The organism is Psychrobacillus sp. FSL K6-4046, assembly GCF_038624605.1.
Taxonomy (GTDB): Bacteria; Bacillota; Bacilli; order Bacillales_A; family Planococcaceae; genus Psychrobacillus.
Map to the genome: position 1 here is coordinate 1,718,258 of NZ_CP152020.1, position 21,845 is coordinate 1,740,102.

At 37.4% G+C, this 21,845-nt stretch carries 18 protein-coding genes; 15 read left to right on the plus strand and 3 right to left on the minus strand.

Annotation, left to right across the window (positions count from 1 at the left end):
- Positions 1-80: 80 nt before the first annotated feature.
- From argR to spo0A, 4 genes are all read left to right on the plus strand, one after another.
- Positions 81-530, plus strand: coding sequence for a transcriptional regulator ArgR (gene argR, locus MKY09_RS08435; RefSeq protein WP_342568063.1), 450 nt, complete (start codon positions 81-83; stop codon positions 528-530).
- A 255-nt stretch (positions 531-785) separates the two neighbouring features.
- A complete protein-coding gene (gene recN, locus MKY09_RS08440) occupies positions 786-2,489 on the plus strand; it encodes a DNA repair protein RecN (protein WP_298472669.1) in 1,704 nt (567 codons plus the stop codon).
- A 95-nt stretch (positions 2,490-2,584) separates the two neighbouring features.
- Positions 2,585-3,541, plus strand: a complete 957-nt coding sequence (locus MKY09_RS08445; protein ID WP_169358144.1) for a SpoIVB peptidase S55 domain-containing protein — start codon at positions 2,585-2,587, stop codon at positions 3,539-3,541.
- A 455-nt stretch (positions 3,542-3,996) separates the two neighbouring features.
- Positions 3,997-4,788 carry a sporulation transcription factor Spo0A gene (spo0A, locus tag MKY09_RS08450; protein ID WP_342568064.1) on the plus strand — a complete coding sequence of 264 codons (792 nt, stop codon included), beginning with the start codon at positions 3,997-3,999 and terminating at the stop codon, positions 4,786-4,788.
- A gap of 398 nt (positions 4,789-5,186) precedes the next feature.
- On the opposite strand, the gene MKY09_RS08455 is transcribed toward spo0A, so the two are convergent.
- Positions 5,187-5,729 carry a hypothetical protein gene (locus MKY09_RS08455; protein ID WP_251556903.1) on the minus strand — a complete coding sequence of 181 codons (543 nt, stop codon included), beginning with the start codon at positions 5,727-5,729 and terminating at the stop codon, positions 5,187-5,189.
- Positions 5,730-6,497: 768 nt separating this feature from the next.
- Here MKY09_RS08455 and MKY09_RS08460 point away from each other — a divergent pair.
- From MKY09_RS08460 to MKY09_RS08470, 3 genes are all read left to right on the plus strand, one after another.
- On the plus strand, positions 6,498-7,985 hold the full coding sequence (locus MKY09_RS08460) for a FapA family protein (RefSeq protein ID WP_342568065.1): 1,488 nt from the start codon (positions 6,498-6,500) through the stop codon (positions 7,983-7,985).
- On the plus strand, positions 7,978-8,703 hold the full coding sequence (locus MKY09_RS08465; RefSeq protein WP_251556909.1) for a glycerophosphodiester phosphodiesterase family protein: 726 nt from the start codon (positions 7,978-7,980) through the stop codon (positions 8,701-8,703). Before MKY09_RS08460 ends, MKY09_RS08465 begins: the two co-directional genes overlap by 8 nt.
- A 362-nt stretch (positions 8,704-9,065) precedes the next feature.
- The gene (locus MKY09_RS08470; RefSeq protein ID WP_342568221.1) at positions 9,066-10,424 is read left to right on the plus strand and encodes an IS1182 family transposase; all 1,359 of its coding nucleotides are present in this window, start codon (positions 9,066-9,068) and stop codon (positions 10,422-10,424) included.
- Positions 10,425-10,653: 229 nt separating this feature from the next.
- On the opposite strand, the gene MKY09_RS08475 is transcribed toward MKY09_RS08470, so the two are convergent.
- A complete protein-coding gene (locus MKY09_RS08475; protein WP_169358149.1) occupies positions 10,654-10,905 on the minus strand; it encodes a DUF2627 domain-containing protein in 252 nt (83 codons plus the stop codon).
- A 129-nt stretch (positions 10,906-11,034) separates the two neighbouring features.
- Here MKY09_RS08475 and MKY09_RS08480 point away from each other — a divergent pair, with 129 nt between their 5' ends.
- The 7 genes from MKY09_RS08480 to MKY09_RS08510 all read left to right on the plus strand — a co-directional run bounded on the left by MKY09_RS08480 (position 11,035) and on the right by MKY09_RS08510 (position 20,513).
- Positions 11,035-13,053 carry a sigma 54-interacting transcriptional regulator gene (locus MKY09_RS08480; RefSeq protein ID WP_342568066.1) on the plus strand — a complete coding sequence of 673 codons (2,019 nt, stop codon included), beginning with the start codon at positions 11,035-11,037 and terminating at the stop codon, positions 13,051-13,053.
- An 82-nt stretch (positions 13,054-13,135) separates the two neighbouring features.
- Positions 13,136-14,230 carry a branched-chain amino acid dehydrogenase gene (gene bcd, locus MKY09_RS08485; RefSeq protein ID WP_169358151.1) on the plus strand — a complete coding sequence of 365 codons (1,095 nt, stop codon included), beginning with the start codon at positions 13,136-13,138 and terminating at the stop codon, positions 14,228-14,230.
- Between the two features lie 86 nt (positions 14,231-14,316).
- Positions 14,317-15,747, plus strand: a complete 1,431-nt coding sequence (gene lpdA / locus MKY09_RS08490) for a dihydrolipoyl dehydrogenase (protein WP_342568067.1) — start codon at positions 14,317-14,319, stop codon at positions 15,745-15,747.
- 18 nt (positions 15,748-15,765) lie between these two features.
- The gene (locus tag MKY09_RS08495; RefSeq protein ID WP_342568068.1) at positions 15,766-16,776 is read left to right on the plus strand and encodes a thiamine pyrophosphate-dependent dehydrogenase E1 component subunit alpha; all 1,011 of its coding nucleotides are present in this window, start codon (positions 15,766-15,768) and stop codon (positions 16,774-16,776) included.
- A complete protein-coding gene (locus tag MKY09_RS08500) occupies positions 16,776-17,759 on the plus strand; it encodes an alpha-ketoacid dehydrogenase subunit beta (RefSeq protein WP_169358154.1) in 984 nt (327 codons plus the stop codon). The genes MKY09_RS08495 and MKY09_RS08500 overlap by 1 nt, the downstream gene beginning before the upstream one ends.
- 50 nt (positions 17,760-17,809) lie before the next feature.
- On the plus strand, positions 17,810-19,126 hold the full coding sequence (locus MKY09_RS08505) for a dihydrolipoamide acetyltransferase family protein (RefSeq protein ID WP_298472647.1): 1,317 nt from the start codon (positions 17,810-17,812) through the stop codon (positions 19,124-19,126).
- 394 nt (positions 19,127-19,520) lie between these two features.
- Positions 19,521-20,513, plus strand: a complete 993-nt coding sequence (locus tag MKY09_RS08510; protein ID WP_298472644.1) for an LLM class flavin-dependent oxidoreductase — start codon at positions 19,521-19,523, stop codon at positions 20,511-20,513.
- Between the two features lie 84 nt (positions 20,514-20,597).
- Here the strand turns inward: MKY09_RS08510 and MKY09_RS08515 are convergent, their stop codons facing one another.
- The gene (locus MKY09_RS08515; protein ID WP_298472641.1) at positions 20,598-20,996 is read right to left on the minus strand and encodes a CPBP family intramembrane glutamic endopeptidase; all 399 of its coding nucleotides are present in this window, start codon (positions 20,994-20,996) and stop codon (positions 20,598-20,600) included.
- Positions 20,997-21,455: 459 nt separating this feature from the next.
- Between MKY09_RS08515 and MKY09_RS08520 the strand changes: the two genes are divergently transcribed.
- Complete coding sequence (locus MKY09_RS08520) at positions 21,456-21,815, plus strand: YolD-like family protein (protein ID WP_298472639.1); 360 nt, start codon at positions 21,456-21,458, stop codon at positions 21,813-21,815.
- The last annotated feature ends 30 nt before the right edge of the window (positions 21,816-21,845 follow it).

Consider the following 21,845-nt stretch of genomic DNA (forward strand, 5'->3'; position numbering starts at 1 on the left):
TCGCGTTTTTTCTTGTTACTTTTGCAATGTAATGCTAAGGTATAATTAAAACAGTATATTTATACAGCAAGGAGCTCATTATGAATAAAGGACAACGGCATATTCGTATTAGGGATATAATAGCGAATTTTGAAATTGAAACACAGGATGATTTAGTCGATCATTTAAAAAATGCTGGGGTTAACGTTACTCAGGCTACGGTATCCAGAGATATTAAGGAACTACATTTAGTAAAGGTGCCCTTACCAAATGGTAACTATAAGTACAGTTTGCCTGCAGACCAACGATTTAATCCTATGCAAAAGCTGCATAGAGCATTAACAGATGCCTTTGTTAGTATCGATGGAGCAAGTCATTTTTTAGTTATGAAAACTTTACCAGGTAATGCTCATGCTATTGGCTCGCTGATCGATTATTTGGATTGGGAAGAGATATTGGGGACTATTTGTGGTGACGACACGTGCTTAATCATTTGTAGGACAGAAGAAGATAGTCAAACTTTAAAAAATCGTTTACTGGAAATGCTGTAATATCCAATGGCTTCATGTGTAATTCTGTAATTCCGATTGTTTTGTCAAAAATGAACAGCTATCAAAAGTGTAATCATTGATCAGCACGGCCTCTTTCCGTGGTGTAAGAAGTCTTAAGAGCATAGGTGTGATGTCTTACTAGTCATGGATTCGGGGTCTGCGTGCTACCATCTTAAAAGGTGTTCAACTAAAATGTGTATACAAAGAAAGTGAATTACCTATAACGATACAGATTTTTTAAACAGAGGTGATAATTTGTTAAAAGAACTTTCCATTAAAAACTTTGCTATTATAGACGAGCTATCAGTTGGCTTCGACGAAGGACTAACTGTATTAACTGGTGAGACTGGTGCTGGTAAATCCATTATTATAGATGCAGTTCATTTACTCTGTGGAGGTAGAGGCTCACAGGAATTTATTCGACATGGAGCACGGAAAGCTGAACTGGAAGGATTATTCATCATAACAGATCCACAACATAGTGTTTTTAAGAAAATGTTTGACGTTGGTATAGATGTCGACGACGAAACTATTATTCTCCGTAGAGATTTAAATGATTCTGGAAAAAGTGTCTGTAGAGTTAATGGAAAATTAGTTACTATAGGCATTCTAAGAGAGATTGGTGCTAGTTTAATAGATATTCATGGCCAACATGAAAGCCAAGAACTTATGGACGACAAAGCTCATATTCATTTACTAGACCAGTTTGCTGGCGAAGACTTAAAGGTAGTAAAAGAAAATTATAAAGAATTGTTCCATAAATATAAAAAATGGAAAAAAGAACTTGCGACATTAACGGAAAACGAACAACAAATAGCGCACAAAATAGATTTGTACACTTTTCAAGTAGAGGAAATAGCGGAAGCACAGTTGAAAAGTGGAGAAGAAGAATTGCTCCAAAATGAAAAAAAGAAATTATTAAACTTTCATAAGGTGTTCGACAAGATGAGTAATTCCTATGAAGCTATTTTAGGAGAATCTAAAGGATTAGATTATATAGGAACTGCAATGTCAGATTTAATGGATATATCCGATGTTGATGATAATATGAAGGAGTTAAGCGAAAGCGTATCTTCTGCTTTTTATATATTACAGGATGCCGCCCACCAGCTTAAAAATGAGCTGGATGAGATGGAATATGATAGCAATCAGTTGCTTGAGGTGGAAGAGAGACTTGCAACTATTCAAACGTTAAAGAGAAAATATGGCTCATCCATTGAAGAAATTTTAGAATACAAAGATCAAATTCAGCATAGCCTAAGCCAATTAGTCAATCGAGATGAACAGATTCAAAAAATGGGTGAAAAAATAAAGCAAATTGAAATTGATCTCCAGCTAGAAGCAAATGAATTGACCGTAAAACGTAAAATTGCTGCTGAAAAGTTAAGTAAAGCAATTATGGAGCAGCTTAAAGAGTTATATATGGAAAAAGCTACTTTTTCAGTTATGTTTCACGAGCAGTCTAACCAAACGTATAATGAAGATGGCTTAGATGACTTGTCATTTTACATTTCTACAAATGTGGGAGAGCCATTAAAAGCATTAACGAAAATAGCGTCCGGAGGAGAACTTTCTCGTATGATGTTGGCCCTAAAAAGCATTTTTTCAAAACATCAAGGGATTACTTCCATCATTTTCGATGAAGTAGATACAGGAGTTAGCGGACGTGTTGCTCAGGCCATAGCGGAGAAAATAGCTGGCATTGCTACGAATTCTCAGGTTTTGTGCATTTCTCATCTTTCTCAGGTTGCAGCAATGGCAGATCAGCATTTGTTAATCCGAAAAGAAGTGACTGGAAACAGAACATATACATTATTGGAGGAAATAACAGACAATAAACGAGCTGAGGAATTGAGCCGAATGATGTCAGGTACCGAAATAACTACGACCACATTAAAACACTCCAAAGAATTATTAAAAATTGCAAATGAACGTAAAAAAATATTAAGAAACTCCTGAAGACCTGTAACTTTTGGGTCTTCTTTTTTTATCAATTATTTACCTCACATAGAGTTCACAGCAAAGGACATAGTAAGATGTATGGGAGGTGAAATATGAAAAAAAGCTATCGAATTTGGTCGCTTTTGCCAATACTTTTCTTTACTTTGTTCTTTCTAAGCACCACTGCATTCGCTTCAAAAATAACAGTTGTTCCACTTGGGCAATCTATTCAGATCGACCTCCAGTATGGATCTGTGTTTCTTAATCACGATGTGTTGTTAGAAGATGACTATTGGCTAAAATCTGGTGATGCAATTCATCAAATAAATGACCAAACGGTATCTAACATTGATGATTTAAAAAGGCAATTAAAAAATAAGAAACAAATTATTATCCAGTATGAGCGAGATAAAAAAATGTATACGAAAGATATTACGCCAGATCAAATGATGAAATTATTCCCTTTCTTGCGAGATGCAACTGAAGGAATAGGAACGCTCACTTATTATGACCCAGAAACAAATGAATTTGGTGCACTTGGGCATCAAATAGTAGACCATTCTTCTGGCGTTACTCCAAAATTCTCAGAAGGCTCTATTTATTTGTCTTCCATTCAACAAATCAAAAAAAGTATTCCAGGAAAACCTGGGTATAAGATTACTTCGCATGAAAACAACACTCCACCTATAGGGGGAGTAAATGAAAATAATGTTTATGGGGTTTTTGGCAAGCTAGAAAACAAAGCATTAGCAAATATACCGATGCAACAAATGTCAGTTGCAGAAAAAGAAGAAATAACGACAGGTAAAGCAATTATGCGAACATCAATCGATGGTGAGAAAGTGCAGGACTTTACAATAAATATCTCATCTGTGGAAGGACATCTATTTCAGTTTACGGTAACTGATTCCCAGCTCATTAAAAGGACTGGTGGTATTCTTCAAGGCATGAGTGGAAGCCCAATTCTTCAAGCTGACAAAATAATTGGGGTTGTTACTCATATGTACGTGGATAAACCAAAAAACGGGGCTGCTTTAGCTATAACAGAGATGATGAAGAAAAATCCATGATTTTATGAAGGCTACATCCATTTGGGTGTAGCCTTTTGTAATTGCTTAGCAAATTATAAAATAAATTCTGAAAACCTATGGATAAAAAAACATAGGCGGCTTGCGCTTTTCTATTTTGTCTAGCGCAAGCAGCCTTGCCCCTCGGGGTCAAATGGATAAAAGGTGCTCCTGCGCAAGCTTGTCGCAAACAAGAGCGTTTGTGGTGGCTGAGGGACTGCCTCCTCGCTTTTTCCCATTTGCCTGTCGGGGCAGAAATAGGCGCTTGCGCTTTTCTTGTATAAAAGCTTAAAATGTAAATAACTATAATTCGACAAATGAGAAGAAAAGATTTACAATTTGTCATAATACCTCGGAATCGTAATAGGAAAGAATCATTTTGAAAATTAATAAAGGAAGTAGGGAAAAATTAGCGAATAGTAATTATGTAAAAACTTACAAAAGGTGGATGAATTTTAATGGAGAAAATAAAAGTAGCAATAGTCGATGATAACAAAGATCTAATACGGACAATGGACTCATATTTTGAACAACACCCTGAAATTGAAGTTATTGGTACCGCTTATAATGGGAAATTATGTTTGGAAATGTTAGAAAATATTAAACCAGATGTTTTATTGTTAGATATAATCATGCCACATCTTGATGGAATTGCTGTATTAGACTCACTCCAAAAAAATGATAAGCTAAAGGGATTACAGGTTATTATGTTAACTGCTTTTGGCCAGGAAGATGTGATGAAACAAGCAGTGGATTTAGGTGCCTCTTACTTTATGCTAAAGCCTTTTGAATTTGACCGTCTTGTAACACAGATTATTCAAGTCGCTGGAAGACAGGGATCCATGCAGGAAGCGCCAGTTAAGTTAAACCCAGAAAAAGAAGCACTACAAAACAAGCGGATGATCGATAACACCATTACAAATGTTATTAAAGAAATGGGTGTTCCCGCGCATATTAAAGGGTATTCTTATCTTCGAGAAGCAATTCAAATGGTGTATTCAGACATTGAGCTGCTTGGATCAATTACAAAAGTTTTATATCCTGAAATAGCAAAGAAATTCCAAACAACACCTTCCCGTGTAGAACGCGCTATTCGTCATGCCATTGAAGTAGCATGGAACCGAGGTAACTATGAAACTATTTCTAAAATGTTTGGATATACCGTCCATCACTTAAAATCTAAACCTACTAATTCAGAATTCATCGCGATGATCGCAGATAAAATTCGCATGGAGAACATGGCTAGCTGAGAGGGATAGAATCGCGGTTTGCCGGGAAGTACAAACCAACCAACTTCTGAATTTTTTGACTTAATCTGTATTTCAAAGCCTATAAACTAATATCAACAAAGCCAACGAATTATTTGATTCGCTGGTTTTTTTGTGTTTTTACAAAAAGGATGAAAAATATGAAAATCACAGAATTAGAATTTTATTTGGAAGATTTTCTGACGTATTGTAAGTAAAGATCTAATCTAAAAAAACACTTTCATCTTATGAAAAATCCATTAAATTATTTTTGATTTATTTGAAGGAGGAGTTTTTATTTGATTCTCCCTAAAAGGTGAAGTTTAAAAAATCATACCTCTGATAATACCTTCCATTTTAAAAAAACACTACAAAGGTAAAACCCTTGCAGTGTCAATTCATCATTTCCAATAGAATGGTGGAAATCCACACTCTTTATATATTTCATTGTAATCAGCAAAACAATATTCACCAAATTCATCTAGATCTTTATATTCATCTAGGACTTTTCTAAGTTCTACAAAAAGTTCCTTATCAACTTCAACAAATGAATCTTCAAATCGTTTTTGAATATCCAACTTTATTAAAAACCTTATCAAGTCCTCATATAGTAACGGATAATCTTTTTTTATACTTTCTTTATTTTCTAAGAATGATTTAATGTAATCTTCGAAAAGATAAATTTTATTTGAATCAGCATATCCATATTCTTCTCTTTCTTTAAGTGGTGCGAAGACAGTACCCGTTCCCTGCCACGTTTTTCCAAGACCAGACCAAAAGATAATAAGAGAACACTTACGTAATTCGGGATCAGGATGATTAAAATATTTAAAGTAATCGTCATAATATTCGTGTCTCCATTGGCCGTGCATATCAAATAAAAAGTCGCCTTCTTCAATACCTCGTAATATCTTTTTAGCTTTTTCAATTGGAGTTAGTGACATTGGGTTTCTTCCTCTCATCTTCAATATTTAGGTAAATTAAAATCTAGGGTACATTGTTAGGATAACATAATCATACTTGGTGCCACCCCATTGGAAAGATTTCTTATATATAACCTGTATTTTTTTCCATTAAATCATTTGGTTACATAGCATAAGTAGATTGAAATTTCCCTGCAGTTGTGTTTTTAATCTTTCCCTCTGTATATCTCATGTAATCAAAAATATGAAAATATCCGTAGGAGTTCAAGTCTCTTATCTAAATCTACTAATAATGAATTCATCGTGATGATCGCAGATAAAATTCGCATGGAGAACATGGCTAGCTGAAAGGGTTAGAATACTCTTATAACTGATACTGATTACCAGTAAATAGTGCCTTTATTTTATGGATATTTCCGTAGAAAAAGGTGCTTTTTGTTTTCCCAAAATGAAAAAGATTTATGAATGAATTTTATTACTATGATAAAATGAGATTAACTAACTAATTTCCAGAAAATTCATGGTATTATCCGACTTAATCATATATATTAAATAAGTACAATGATTTGTTCTTCGAATAGTCATTAAGACTTAGAAGTTTTGGAAGTAAGTATTTTTATGTGTGAATTTAGATTTCAAATATAAAGGAGTCATTTCAAAATACATGAAGTAAGTAGTTAAGATAATATGGAATGGGTGAGAAACTTGATAATAGAAGATAATGATCACATAACCTTGTCTGTAAAGGATGGTAAGGTTTTTCTTTTTACCAAAAGAGAAGGATACAGTTTGAAAAAATTTGAAGAATATCCTCGAAAAAATCCTCGCTTTAAAATTACAAGCTTTATGACATTAAAAAAAGCTCTATCGGGTAAGTCTACGGAACCAATCGAAATTGGAAATTGGATTGATTTGGTTGAGTTAGATGTTAGCTTAGACTATATGCAGGCACTTATAACTGTTAATGAATCAACAAGCTATATTGAAGAAAATATAATAGAAGTACAATCTCAAATACATATTGCATTAGAAAAAAATAATATTACATATGGCAAAAAAAACATAGATATATTGTCTTTAAAGCCCGGAAAACCGTTTATTATAGCTCAAGGTACACCACCTCAGAAAGGTTTAGATGCACAAGTAAGCTATTTAGCGCAGGCTGAAAAAAAACCGGTTATTAATGAAGATGGTAAAGCAGATTATTTTGATATGAATTTTTTAAAAGAGATCCATGAGGGCTCATGGTTAGGAGAGAAAATACCCGCTAAAGAAGGGGTGGATGGAACGAATCTATATGGGGAAACTGTTAAAGCTGCTCCTGGAGACGACATCACCCTTAAATACGATCCCAAGACAGCCTACGAAATAGAAGAGGGAGGAAAAATTGTACTTCGCTCGAAAACAAAAGGTGTAATTGGAGAAGTAAATGGGGTTCTCTCTGTATTAAAGCATTTGGTAGTTGACGGAGATGTCGGTATAGAAACAGGAAATTTGAAATTCGATGGGTCAATTCAAGTGAAGGGCACTGTAATGGCTGGCTATTCAGTAATTGCTTCTGGAGATGTATCTATTGAAGGGAAAGATGGCGTTAATTCAGCTGAACTGATCAAGTCTGCTGAAGGAGATGTCTTTATAAAAGGAGGCATTTTCGGACGGGGAGTAACAAAGGTGGAAGCTCATAATAATATATATCTTAAACATGCAAATGAATGTACATTAGACGCAAAGGAAAATATACATATCGGTTTCTATGCCCTAGGTGTTTCTATGTTTGCCAATGAAATTATATTGGACGAACGTAAAGGGAAGATTATTGGTGGAAAAGCTGTGGCAGTTCATTCGATTACTACGGCATATAGTAGTAATAGTATGGAAAGGAAGACAGAGTTAATTGTACAGGGAATCGATCGAAAAATTTTAACTGAAAATGCAAAGATGCTAGCAGAAAAAATAGTACAGTATCAAGAAGAATCGACTAAATTAAACTATCAAATCAGTCAGCTAGGTCAGTTCAAAGGCAAAATGACAACGCAACAAAATGGAATGTATGAACAGGTTAAACAAAAATATAATCTGCTACAGCAAGAAATGAAAGAAGCTGATAAGGAAATCCAACGAATTTTAAGGATGTTAAGAAGTAAAGCGGAATACTATGTGAATGTTACAAAAGAAGCTAATCCGGGTACCTATATACAAATAGGTAATAAATCTACCTTCGTAGCAAGTACTACAAAAGGAAAATTTAAGTTAGAAAATGGGGAGTTAAATGTCTAATATACCTGTATACGCTCATAGAGGTGGAGCGACAAAGTATGTAGAGAATTCTTTAAAGTCTTTTGAAGCTGCAAGTAAAATAGGTGTAGATGGTATTGAAATGGACCTACAGCTTTCAGCAGATGGAATTGCTTTCGTGACCCATGATATAGACTTTTTTAGACTAGCTGGTATCAATAAAAGAATCACTGATATGGCAGCGGAGGAAATTCTTAAGCTAAAGCTCGGGAAAACAATTGTGCGCAGATTTTTATATTCACGAGTGTTGAGCTTAGAGGATTTTCTTACATTTTTTAAGCAAACAAATATGAAGTTAAACGTGGAATTCAAGGAATCCTTTCTTGGCAAAACCGAAAAAATTGAAGAGGTTGTCTATAAGACCGAGGCTATTAAGGATGTGCATTATTCTTCCTTTGAAGAAAGCATTCTAGAAGTTATTCAAAGAATGCCTATAAAAACAAAAACAGCTTTCATTGGTAAAAAGAGTTCTAGTTGGGATCAGATATTGTCTAACCGGAACTATGAGGCAATACATCTTAACAAAAAGTTTTACGGGACTGACCTGATGAACAAGATTTGGGATGCCGGATTTCCCATGCGTTTTTATAACATTAAGGGTACCGAGAAATATTTGATAAATCCTCATGAGGCGGTTATTGGCTGGATCACGGATTATCCAAGGAAAGTAATCGAACAGCAAAATCGGACCAAAAGATAAATAACTTTGCTAAAATGAGTATTGAAGCTCGTTATACTATGTCGAATAAGGGTGAATGCCCCAAATATGAGCTCTTTAAGCAAAAAAAGACACTCTCTGTTCATTTTGGACAGAGAGTGTCTCAGACTGTAGACAAACTCCAAAAATTTTGGAGTTTGCCTACAGTCTTTTTTCTTTTAAAATAGAAGTAACGCGAGGAAGAGTTGATTTCCGCTACGAACGGACGCTTTCCGCGGGCACGGCTTCAGCCGCTTCCCTCGCTGCGCTCAGTCCAGGGTCTTCAGCTCGCGCTGTTCCCGCTGGAGTCGCCGTTCTTCGCTCCAATCAACGGGGCCTTCTAAAAAATGAATGAGGTGATGGATATGATGACGAAAAATCAAACCAATGAACGCGAACAATTAGAAATCTTGACTATTGAACAGTTGGTACCACAAGACCACCTTGTTCGTAAGTTAGATGAGGCAATTGATTTTTCCTTTATCTATCCATTGGTTGAAAATCTTTATTCGACAATAGGGAGACCTAGTATCGACCCAGTGGTACTTATCAAGATGACTTTTATCCAATATACCTTTGGTATACGGTCCATGCGCCAAACCATTAAAGAGATTGAAACCAACATGGCATACCGATGGTTTCTAGGCTTTGGTTTCCATACCGAGGTTCCCCATTTCTCAACTTTCGGGAAAAACTATGTCCGTCGTTTTGCAGACACAGATCTATTTGAGCAGATTTTCTACAGAGTATTAAAGGAGGTCGCAGATCGTGGGCTCCTAAGCCCGGATCATGTCTTTATTGATTCGACCCATGTGAAAGCTAGTGCGAATAAGAGAAAGTTTGAGAAGAAGGTTGTTCGTAAAGAGACGCGGGCTTATGAAAAGAGGCTCCAGGAGGAGCTCAACCTCGACCGGGAAAAGCATGGGAAGAAACCATTCCCACCTGAAAAGTTTGAAAAGGAAGAGTACAAGGAGATTAAGGAATCGACAACAGATCCTGAAAGTGGTTACTACGTAAAAGATGAACGGACAAAGCAGTTCGCCTATTCTTTTCATGCTGCAACAGACGAGAAGGGTTTTGTGCTTGCAAACATTGTCACACCTGGAAATGTTCACGACAGCCATATGCTTGAACCACTGGTTCAGAAGGTCATCGACCGGGTGGGACGCCCAGTCGTTGTTGCCGCTGATGCAGCCTACAAGACACCAGCTATTGCGAATTTCCTTTTAGAGAATCATGTCCTTCCTGCACTTCCGTACAAACGACCAATGACAAAAGAAGACTTCTTTAAAAAACACGAGTATGTTTATGACGAACATTATGACTGCTATCTCTGTCCCGAAGGACAGGTTCTTAACTACCGAACAACAACGAAGGAAGGTTATCGCCAGTATGCCTCAACTCCTTCTATTTGTGCCACGTGTCCAGTGATTGACCAATGCACGCAGAGTAAGAATAAACAAAAGATGATTCAACGTCATATCTGGCAAGATTATTTGGATGTAGCTGAGGACTTACGTCATAACTATGAAATGAAAGAAATTTATGGGAAGCGTAAAGAGACGATCGAGCGTGTCTTTGCCGATGCCAAAGAAAAGCATGGTATGCGATGGACAACCTTAAAGGGTCTTAAAAAATTGTCCATGCAGGCGATGCTAACTTTTGCTGCCTTAAATCTTAAGAAGTTGGCCAGCTGGACCTGGAAAATGCCAAAAATGGCGTAAAACAAAAAAATCGAGAGTTGAATTAGCTCTTTTTCCAGAATGTAAACTGTGATAATAGCAAAAGGGTTGGAAATCGTTTCGATTTCCAACCCTTTTGTCTACACTCTGAGACACTCTCTGTTCATTTTGGACAGAGAGTGTCTTTTTTTAACGTTATTTTTTTATTTGATACTTCATCAATAGATAAAGACTAACTGTGGACACTAATCAGGCTATTTGAGTGCGTTAATTATAAGTCATTGTCCTTTTTCTTTTGAAATCGTGGAGCAACTTTTCCATTTTTTCTATCTCTATTGAGTAGAAATCCTGCGAAAAATCCTAAACCTAAAACTGTAAATAGAAGACCACAAATAAACTGTACCGCTAATCCACCAAGTGGAAGTATTTGTAGACCAAAAAATGTATCTCTCATCAGTTTGATTCCAAATGCTGCTAAAATTCCAGGTATTAATAATACGATTAAAGCCAATAAACGAGCCACTTTTTTCACTCCTGTTCTCTACTATTTTAATTTTACATCCAAGTTTAGGATTGTCAATGTCAGAAAGTTACGGTATGATATAGAAGAAATGCAATAAGTTGCAGAAAAAAAGTGGGGGTGTGCATATTTTTGCAAAACATACTCATTGTAGGTGCTGGTAACGGTGGATATGCACTTCTCAAGTTAATAGAGCAGGCAGATTACCTTCAGGTTACTGCTATTGTTGATATTAATGAAGAGGCTCCTGGAATGATCTACGCTAAACAACAAAATATACCAACCTATTCGGAATGGAAAAGCTTGTTAAGCAATGATATTCAAATCATTATTGATGTGACTGGTCGAAAGGAAGTTTTCTATGAATTACTTCAAAATAGGCCGGCTACAGCTGTACTGATTCCTGGCGAGATAGCCAACTTAATTGTTACATTAATAGAAGAGAAAAACAAATATATTCAAATTATTGATCAGAAAAAAGCATTACAGGAACTCATTTTTAATTCTATTGAAGAAGGAATGATTGGCATTAATAGCCAAGGTATTGTTAACTTTTTCAATAAGAGTGCCGAAAGAATGACCTCAATTCTTGTTGAGGATGCTCTAGGTAAGCATGTAGCAGATGTAATCTCTTTAAGTGAATTACCGAGAATATTTGAAACTGGCAAGATTGAGCTTCACAAAGAACTTACTCTTGAAAGCGGTACCAAAATAGTCACTTCTCGATACCCGATGGTAAACGAAGAAGGAAAAAGAATTGGTGCTTTTGCGGTTTTTAAGGATATCTCTGAGGTCGTTCGTCTTGCAGAGGAAGTTACTAACCTTACGGAAATTCAAAAAATGCTCGAGGCTATCATTTACTCAAGTGATGATGCCATTTCGGTAGTGGATGAAGAAGGAAAAGGTATATTGATAAATCCCGCATACACTCGTATCACTGGATTTAGTGAAGAAGAGGTAATAGGAAAGCCGGCTACTGCCGACATTTCGGAGGGCGAAAGTATACATTTAAAGGTCCTTCAATCTAAAAAACCTATTAGAGGTGTCAATCTTCGAGTTGGAAAACAAGAAAAGGACGTTATTGTTAATGTAGCTCCAATTATTGTGAATAACCAGTTAAAGGGTAGTGTCGGTGTTATTCACGATATGACTGAAATGCGAGGTTTAATGAAGGAATTAGATCGCGCAAGAACTATTATCAGAACACTAGAATCAACTTATTCATTTGAAGACATAGTCGGGACTTCAGATGAGATTAATTTAGCAATAGAACAAGCTAAACTAGCAGCTAACGTTCCAATTACCGTCCTTTTAAGGGGAGAGGTCGGTGCAGGAAAGGATTTGTTTGCTCATGCCATTCATGGAGAAAGTGGGCGTTCAAGCTATCCTTTTATCCGAGTTAATTGCAGTTCTTTAGAGGAACATCTTTTAGAACGTGAATTATTTGGATATGAGGAAGATGGCATCAAATATCCTGGTAAATTAGAAGAAGCATATAAAGGCACGGTTTTCTTAGATGAAGTTGGTGAGTTGACTAAGAAAACTCAAGCTAAGCTCCTACAGGTTTTGCGAGATAATATTATCATACCTATCGGGGCCACAACCCCGAAGCAGGTTGATGTTCGTATCATTGCTGCAAGTAGTCTTAACTTGGAAAAGGCAATGAGAGATGGCACCTTTAGGGAGGATTTCTATTTTCAGTTAAATAGAATGCCGATTTATATACCTTCTTTACGACAAAGAAAAAAGGATATTCCGCTTCTTGCAGAACGATTGCTCGTTAAACTTAACCAAGAGTTTGGGAGAAACATTGAAGGATTTTCAGAGGAAGCTCTCGAAACCTTATGTCTTTACGATTGGCCAGGTAATGTCAGAGAGTTAGAGAATATTATTAGCCGCTCCATGATTTTTCTTCAATCGAATGAACGATTAGTAGATGAACAGCATTTACCAAAATCGATGCTCCAGTTGTCACAAGGGGAGGATGAAGATTCGATTGCTCCACTTGCGGACCAAATGGATGAAATGGAGAAAAGAGTACTCGCCCAAGCGCTTAAAATTTGCGATGGCAATAAGTCACAAGCAGCTAAAAAGTTAAGTATTTCTCTTCGCTCATTATATTACAAGCTAGAAAAACACAATCTGGTGTAAAAGGAAAGTGTTCACGTAAATAGGGGTATTTACTATAAATCATTTATACAAGCACCAATTTAACTACTAGGAGGAACTACAAATGGAAATCTTTAAATATATGGAAACTTATGATTATGAACAATTAGTATTTTGCCAAGACAAAACTTCAGGACTTAAAGCGATTATTGCTATTCATGACACTACATTAGGACCGGCTCTTGGTGGTACTCGTATGTGGAATTATGCTTCGGAAGAAGAAGCAATTGAGGATGCTCTTCGTCTTGCTAAAGGTATGACTTATAAAAATGCGGCAGCAGGACTTAATCTTGGTGGAGGAAAAACTGTAATTATTGGTGATCCATTAAAAGATAAAAATGAAGAAATGTTCCGTGCATTTGGACGTTTCATCCAGGGGTTAAATGGACGTTATATTACAGCGGAAGATGTAGGCACAACAGTTGCAGATATGGACCTTATCCATGAAGAAACAAACTACGTAACTGGTATTTCAGAGGCGTTTGGTTCTTCAGGTAACCCATCTCCTGTAACAGCTTATGGCGTATACGTTGGGATGAAAGCTGCAGCTAAAGAAGCATTTGGTTCTGATTCATTAGAAGGAAAAACAATTGCCGTACAAGGTGTTGGGAATGTGGCTTATACGCTATGTGAATACCTACATGAAGAAGGCGCAAAGTTAATCGTTGCTGATATTAACCAAAAATCAGTGGATCGTGCAGTAGAAGCATTCGGTGCAGTACAAGTCGGTACAGATGAAATTTACTCACAGGACGTAGATATCTTTGCTCCTTGTGCACTTGGAGCAATTATTAACGACGCTACGATTCCACAGTTGAAAGCTAAAGTAATTGCTGGTTCAGCTAACAACCAATTGAAAGATACAACACATGGCGACATGATTCATGAAATGGGTATCGTTTATGCACCAGATTATGTTATTAACTCTGGTGGAGTGATCAATGTAGCAGATGAATTATATGGTTACAACCATGACCGTGCGATGAAACGCGTGGCAGGTATCTATGACAAAATTGAACGTATTTTTGAAATTTCAAAACGTGACGGGATTCCAACTTATGTTGCTGCTGACCGTTTAGCTGAAGAGCGTATCGCGCGTGTAAGCAAATCTCGTAGTCAATTTCTACAAAACGGAAAACATATTTTAAATGGCCGTTAATCAATAATTATATCCTAGCAGCAAATTGGCCGACTTTATAGATTCCTTGTAAAGCCGGCCTTCTTATTTGGAAGGAGACGATTCATTTGGCAAAAGAATACGACGTAGTAATTATTGGTGGAGGAACTGGTGGGTATGTAGCTGCCATTCGCTCAGCTCAACTAGGTTTAAAAACAGCAATTGTTGAAAAAGGCAAACTAGGTGGTACATGTTTACATAAAGGCTGTATCCCAAGTAAAGCATTACTTCGAAGTGCCGAGGTTTTTTCTACTACTAAAAATCATGCAGCCGACTTTGGTGTAAATACAAGTGAAGTAACATTAGATTTTAGTAGAGTGCAAGCCCGAAAGGAATCCATTGTGGACCAATTATTCCAAGGAGTTCAGGGGTTGATGAAAAAAGGCAAGATTGATGTGTATGAAGGAACAGGCAGAATGCTCGGGCCATCTATTTTCTCTCCGTCTCCTGGGGGGACCGTCTCGGTTGAGATGAACAATGGTGAAGAAAATGAAATGCTTATCCCGAAAAATGTAGTCATTGCCACTGGTTCACGCCCTCGCTCTTTGCCAGGTTTGTCAATAGATGGATCTCTAGTGATGACTTCGGATGAAGCGTTAGTAATGACAGAGCTACCTAAGTCTATTCTCATAGTTGGTGGAGGAGTAATCGGTATAGAATGGGCTTCCATGCTAAACGACTTTGGAGTAGAAGTAACAGTAATCGAATACGCTGATCGAATTATTCCTACGGAAGACAAAGATATTTCTAAAGAAATGCAAAAGCTTCTAGGGAAAAAGGGGATCACATTTGCAACAAATGCAAAAGTACTTCCAGATACTTTAGATACAGCAGACAACGTAGTTACAATATCTGCTGAAGTTAATGGGGAAACTCAATCATTTACTGCTGAGAAAATGCTTGTATCTGTTGGTAGACAAGCAAACACAGAAGGTATTGGTATAGAAAATACAGATATCGTGATTGAAAATGGATTTATTCAGGTTTCTGACACATTTCAAACAAAAGAATCTCATATATATGCCATTGGCGATGTAATTGGTGGTCTTCAATTGGCACATGTAGCAAGCCATGAGGGGATTACAGCGATAGAGCATATTGCTGGAGAAGACATTATTCCAATGGATTACAATCTTGTATCTCGCTGTATTTATGCAAGTCCTGAAAGCTCAAGTGTAGGAATTACAGAGCAACAGGCAAGAGAAAAGGGATTTGATGTAAAGGTAGGCAAGTTTTCATTTAAAGCAATTGGTAAGGCTCTTGTATACGGTGAATCGGATGGCTTTGTTAAAATTGTGGCCGATAAAGCAACCAATGATATTTTAGGAGTTCATATGATTGGACCTCACGTCACAGATATGATTTCAGAGGCTGGTTTGGCTATGGTTCTAGATGCTACTCCTTGGGAAATGGCACATACAATTCATCCACATCCAACCTTAAGTGAAATAATGGGAGAAGCAGCGTTAGCTGTTGATGGTAAAGCGATTCATATGTAAAAAAAGGGGGATCTCTATATGACAAACAATCGTCATGAGGAATTAGGGTTATCAAATGAAGATGTATTAAAAATGTTCGAGACGATGTTAATGGCGCGCCGTATTGATGAGCGTATGTGGCTGTTAAACCGTGCAGGTAAAATTCCATTCGTTATCTCTTGTCAGGGACAAGAGGCAGCTCAGGTAGGGGCGGCATTTGCTTTAGATAATACAAAGGATTATATCGCTCCTTACTATCGAGATATGGGGGTAGTTTTACATTTCGGTATGACTCCAAAAGATTTAATGCTATCAGCATTTGCTAAAGCAGAGGATCCAAACTCTGGCGGTCGTCAAATGCCAGGACATTTTGGGCAAAAGAAAAATCGTATTTTAACAGGCTCATCACCAGTTACAACGCAGCTACCTCATGCTGTTGGTGTTGCTTTAGCTGCCAAGATTGAAAAGAAAGACTTCATTACCTTTGTTACATTAGGAGAAGGTTCATCTAACCAAGGAGATTTCCATGAAGGCTTAAATTTTGCAGGAGTACATCAATTACCTTGTATAACAATGGTGGAAAACAATAAATATGCGATATCAGTTCCTTTTGAGCGTCAGGTTGCTAGTAAAAATGTTGCAGACCGTGCGAGTAGCTACGGAATGCCAGGCGTAACGGTGGATGGTAAAGATCCAATCGAGGTATACAGAGTAGTAAAAGAAGCTGCTGACCGCGCAAGAAACGGAGAAGGACCAAGTCTTATAGAAGCCGTTACTTACCGTTTGACAGCTCATTCATCAGATGACGATGATAGACAATACCGTACGGCAGAAGACATTGCAGAAGGAAAAGCTTTAGATCCTATTATTACATTTGCAAAGTATTTAAGAGATTTAGATATTCTTTCTACCGATTTAGAAAAAGAGATCAATGACCGCATTATGAAGGAAGTAAATGAGGCAACTGATTATGCAGAGGCTGCACCATATGCTGCTCCAGAAGATGCATTAAAACATGTTTATGCTGAAAAAGACGGGGGGAACGCATAATGGCAATCATGTCTTATATTGATGCAATAACACTTGCAATGAAGGAAGAAATGACCCGCGATGAGCGCGTTTTCGTTCTTGGGGAAGATGTTGGTCGTAAGGGTGGCGTGTTCAAAGCAACAAACGGACTTTACGATGAATTCGGTGAATATAGAGTGTTAGATACACCACTTGCAGAATCAGCTATTGCGGGTGTAGGAATCGGAGCTGCCATGTATGGTCTTCGTCCAATCGCAGAAATGCAATTTGCAGATTTTATCATGCCTGCAGTTAACCAAATTATCTCGGAGGCATCTCGTATTCGCTACCGCTCTAACAATGACTGGACTTGTCCAATCGTATTTCGTGCTCCTTTTGGTGGGGGTATTCATGGTGCTCTCTATCACTCTCAATCTGTAGAGGCTATCTTTGCTAACCAGCCAGGTCTAAAAATAGTTATTCCTTCTACTCCGTATGATGCGAAAGGATTGTTAAAAGCAGCTATTCGTGATGAGGACCCGGTTATGTTTTTTGAACACAAGCGTGCTTATCGCCTTATTAAAGGAGAAGTTCCGGACGACGATTATACGATTGAAATTGGTAAGGCAGACGTAAAGCGTGAAGGGGAAGATATTACGGTTATTACTTATGGATTAGCTGTCCATTTCGCACTTCAAGCTGCAGAACGCTTAGAAAAAGACGGTATTTCAGCTCATATTTTAGATTTACGTACAATTTACCCGTTAGACAAAGATTCAATTATAGAAGCTGCTTCTAAAACAGGTAAAGTATTACTTGTAACGGAGGATAACAAAGAAGGTAGTATTATTAGTGAGGTAGCAGCGATTATTGCAGAAAATTGCTTGTTTGACTTAGATGCTCCGATTATGCGCCTTGCAGGTCCTGATGTTCCAGCTATGCCATATGCGCCTACCATGGAAAAATTCTTTATGATTAATCCAGACAAAGTCGAAAAAGCAATGCGTGAGCTGGCGGAATATTAAGCTAATGGAAAAACGCCTAAGCAAATTTGATCTATAAAGGAGGAACCCATATGGCACTAGAACAAATTAAAATGCCTCAGCTTGGGGAAAGTGTAACCGAGGGGACAATCGAAAAATGGTTAGTAAAACCAGGCGATCATGTCAATAAGTATGACGCACTTGCTGAGGTTAATACAGATAAAGTTACTGCAGAAGTACCTTCTTCCTTCACGGGAGTTATTAAAGAACTAATTGCCAATGAAGGAGATACACTTGCAGTAGGAGAAATCGTTTGTACGATTGAAACAGAAGGAGGCTCTTCTGAAGAAATCGTAGAGGTAAAGGAAGCTGCGCCTGAAGAACCAACTGCTGAAACGGTTAAACCTGCTGAGGTGAATAAGCATGCACAGTCAGCGCCAGCAGACCGTGCAAAAGGAGCAAAAGCTCGTTACTCACCTGCAGTTCTTAAACTTTCACAGGAGCATGATATCGACCTTTCTTTAGTCACAGGTACTGGTAATGAAGGTAGAATTACTCGTAAAGATTTACTTAAAATAATAGAAAGTGGAGACATTCCACAAGCAGCTCCAGCTAGCGAGGCTAAGGTGGAGGAAAAAGCGGCTATAGCTTCTGCTCCTACTAACACTCAAACAAAGCCAGCTGCTATTAATGTCCCAGTCGGAGCAGGTGACATCGAAATTCCAGTAACTGGTGTCCGTAAAGCAATTGCTGCAAATATGCTTCGTAGTAAGCATGAGGCACCTCACGCTTGGACGATGATTGAAGTAGATGTGACGAACCTAGTACAGTACCGTGATTCGATTAAAAATGAATTTAAACAAAAAGAAGGCTTTAATGTTACTTATTTTGCATTCTTTGTGAAAGCAGTTGCACAAGCATTAAAAGAATTTCCAATGATGAATTCTATGTGGGCTGGCGACAAAATTATCCAAAAGAAAGACATCAATATTTCAATTGCAGTTGCAACAGATGATGCCTTATTTGTTCCGGTAATTAAGCATGCAGACGAAAAGACGATTAAAGGCATTGCTCGAGAAGTAATGGAGCTAGCTGGAAAAGTCCGCTCTGGTAAGCTAAAATCTGATGAAATGCAAGGCGGTACCTTCACTGTAAACAATACAGGTTCATTTGGCTCTGTTCAGTCGATGGGGATCATTAACTATCCACAAGCAGCAATTCTTCAGGTAGAATCTATTGTAAAACGACCAGTAATTATGGAGGGCGGCATGATTGCAGCTAGAGATATGGTGAATCTATGCTTATCTCTTGATCATCGTGTATTAGATGGCCTAGTTTGTGGTCGTTTCTTGGCTCGTGTAAAAGAAATATTAGAAAACATTTCGAAAGAAAATACTTCAGTATACTAAAATACACCTAGAGCTAGCAATAGGTGTCCAAAAATTAGATATAAATTGAGGGATGGTCTCGAGTGAGTGTTGACCGACCGATTTTTCGGGGTGACCGACCGATTATTCAGGGTGACCGACCGATTATCGGCTCGAACCAACCGATTATGTGTAAAAACCGACCGATTCCAATAAAAAAGTCCGCCAAGGTGGGCTTTTTTATCTGTTTAGGTGACACTTTCTTACCTGTAGGTGCGTGTCCGCTCTTTAGGTGTGGGGAGTCTCTTTTAAAGAGGCTCCCCTTATTATCTATTTAGGAAATTCCAAGACCCTTTCGTTTACTTTTTCTTACTATTTCTATAGCATTTAAATAGAAAGTAGAGAATGTATTGCAAACGAAGGAGCGAATATATATATGAAATTAAGTGTCTTAGATCAAGCACCGATCACTAAAGGAAATAATGCAATAGATGCATTGAAAAAAGCAGAAGAACTAGCAATTTTAGCTGATGAGCTCGGCTATCACCGAATGTGGATGGCGGAGCATCACGGAACAAGTGCTTTTGCAAGCTCAGCTCCAGAAATTATTGCTGCTCAACTTGCTGCGAAAACGACTAATCTTCGAATTGGAACGGGTGGAGTAATGATGATGCATTACTCAGCGCTGAAGCTGGCGGAGGTATTTAAAACATTAAGTGCTTTTTCTCCAGGAAGAATTGACTTTGGAGTAGGACGTGCCCCGGGCGGGGACAACTATGCGATGTACGCTCTTTCAGAAGGACGTCCGCCTATGGTGAATAATTTATACGAAAAGTTAGGGACAGCACTGGAGCTTTTAAATGATGAGATACCTGAGGACAGTGTCTATAATAGAACTATTGCATCACCATCGAACGTCGTACTTCCTGAAGCATGGCTACTTGGATCTACTGGGAACAGTGCGATTAAGGCTGGACAAATGGGACTAGGTTATTCATTTGCTCAATTCTTCCAGGGTGGGATGACTCCAACAATTTTAGATGCTTATCGTTCGAATTTTAAACCTTCAGCCTTTATGGAAAAGCCAGAAATCAATGTAACCTATTTAGTAACTGTTGCAGAAACTAAGGAAGAGGCGGAATTTGAGGCGCTACCTCAAGATATTTCTAGACTTTCACTTATGAAAGGACAGATTAGCCAGCTTATGACACCGGAAGAGGCACAAAATTATCCTTTAACCGAAATGGATCGGATGATGATTCAAGAAAACCGCAAAATCCACTTAGTAGGATCTGCAAAAGAAGTAGCTAACACTCTTCAAGAGGAGCAGGCACATTATGGCTTTGATGAAGTGATGATTTGTAGTATTCCACACTCTCAACAAAAGCGACTAGATGTTTACCGATTGCTAGCAAAAGAATTAATGTAGTGTATTTATTCGAGGCTCTGCTATATGCAGGGCCTTTTTTAATTTACTCCCTTTTGAATTGCTATATTAAAATGCGCCAATCAATTAAAAGAAAAGAAATAGCTTTCCAGTATATAAGTTCCAGGTTGAATGAATAGCCGTGGAGGGTATGACAGACTTAGTTTTTATAGTAATACAAGCTAATAAAATCCCTGCAATAAGTGAAAGGAATAGGTAGGCAGGATGGAAAAGAGAAAAAAGTATTGAAGTTAAAACTACAGCCCATACAGGCTTCACCACTTTCAATAGAGCAAATAGTAGTACCCCTCTAAAAAGAAGCTCCTCCCAAATTGGAGCTAAGATGACAGCATCTATTAAGGAAAGTTGGTTGGGACCCTCAAGCCAACCATTTTTATAATTAACGATAAGACTTCGGTCCATTAGAATTTCATAATGAACGCTTAACTTTAATATTAGGTAGGGGATCATAATTCCTACTAACATATATAGATATGTCCAAGAACTTTTAAATGGCTTGAAGTTTATTAAAGGTACAATTAAATTTCTAACCGAACTAAAACTAATGGATAATAAAATGAAAATAGTAAACCAAATAAATGTACCAAATCCGTTAAAAAGTTGATTATTAAAATAACTCACTCCATATCCTGTTAGCATAAGTAAAATGCATACACAAAATTATTTAATGTATTACTATTTTTGTTAGTTGCAATCATCTTGATCTCCCTCTCTGTAATATAGAACCTACTATAAATTTAACATAAATATCCATTTTAAAAAACATTAATAATAATATTGCTGGCAATAATGGCGACTTTTTATTAAGCAATTACTTTCTTAAGGATAACTATTATGTAAAGGGTTTTCATGCCTAGGTATAAATTGGCGGTTGTATTAAGAACGTGTGTTCTGTATAATAGTCAAAAAAGAAAGGTGATGGAGATGACTAATTTCGAGGAGTTTGATTTATCTAAAATACGTGATAGAGGCTCAAAAAAATGGGTGGCCATGATGTTGCCAGAACATGTAACAATGCTGAGAGACTATCATGAGGAGATAAAAAAAGTTCCACGCCCAGATCTAAACGAATTCGACTACGAGGCAATTCAGGAACAAATAGAAATTGCTATGAAAAGAAATGTAGATATAAAAGTTAAACGTTGGAAGGATGGAGAATTTTTATATCATCGTGGAACGATTCAATGGATTGATTTAAATAGGCGTGTTCTTGAGTTAGACGATCCCTATCGTTTTTATGAAATAAAGATTGATGAAATAGTTGATGTCACTATTCTAGAGTAATTGTAGATAAAAGATGCTGATGTAGGTAAT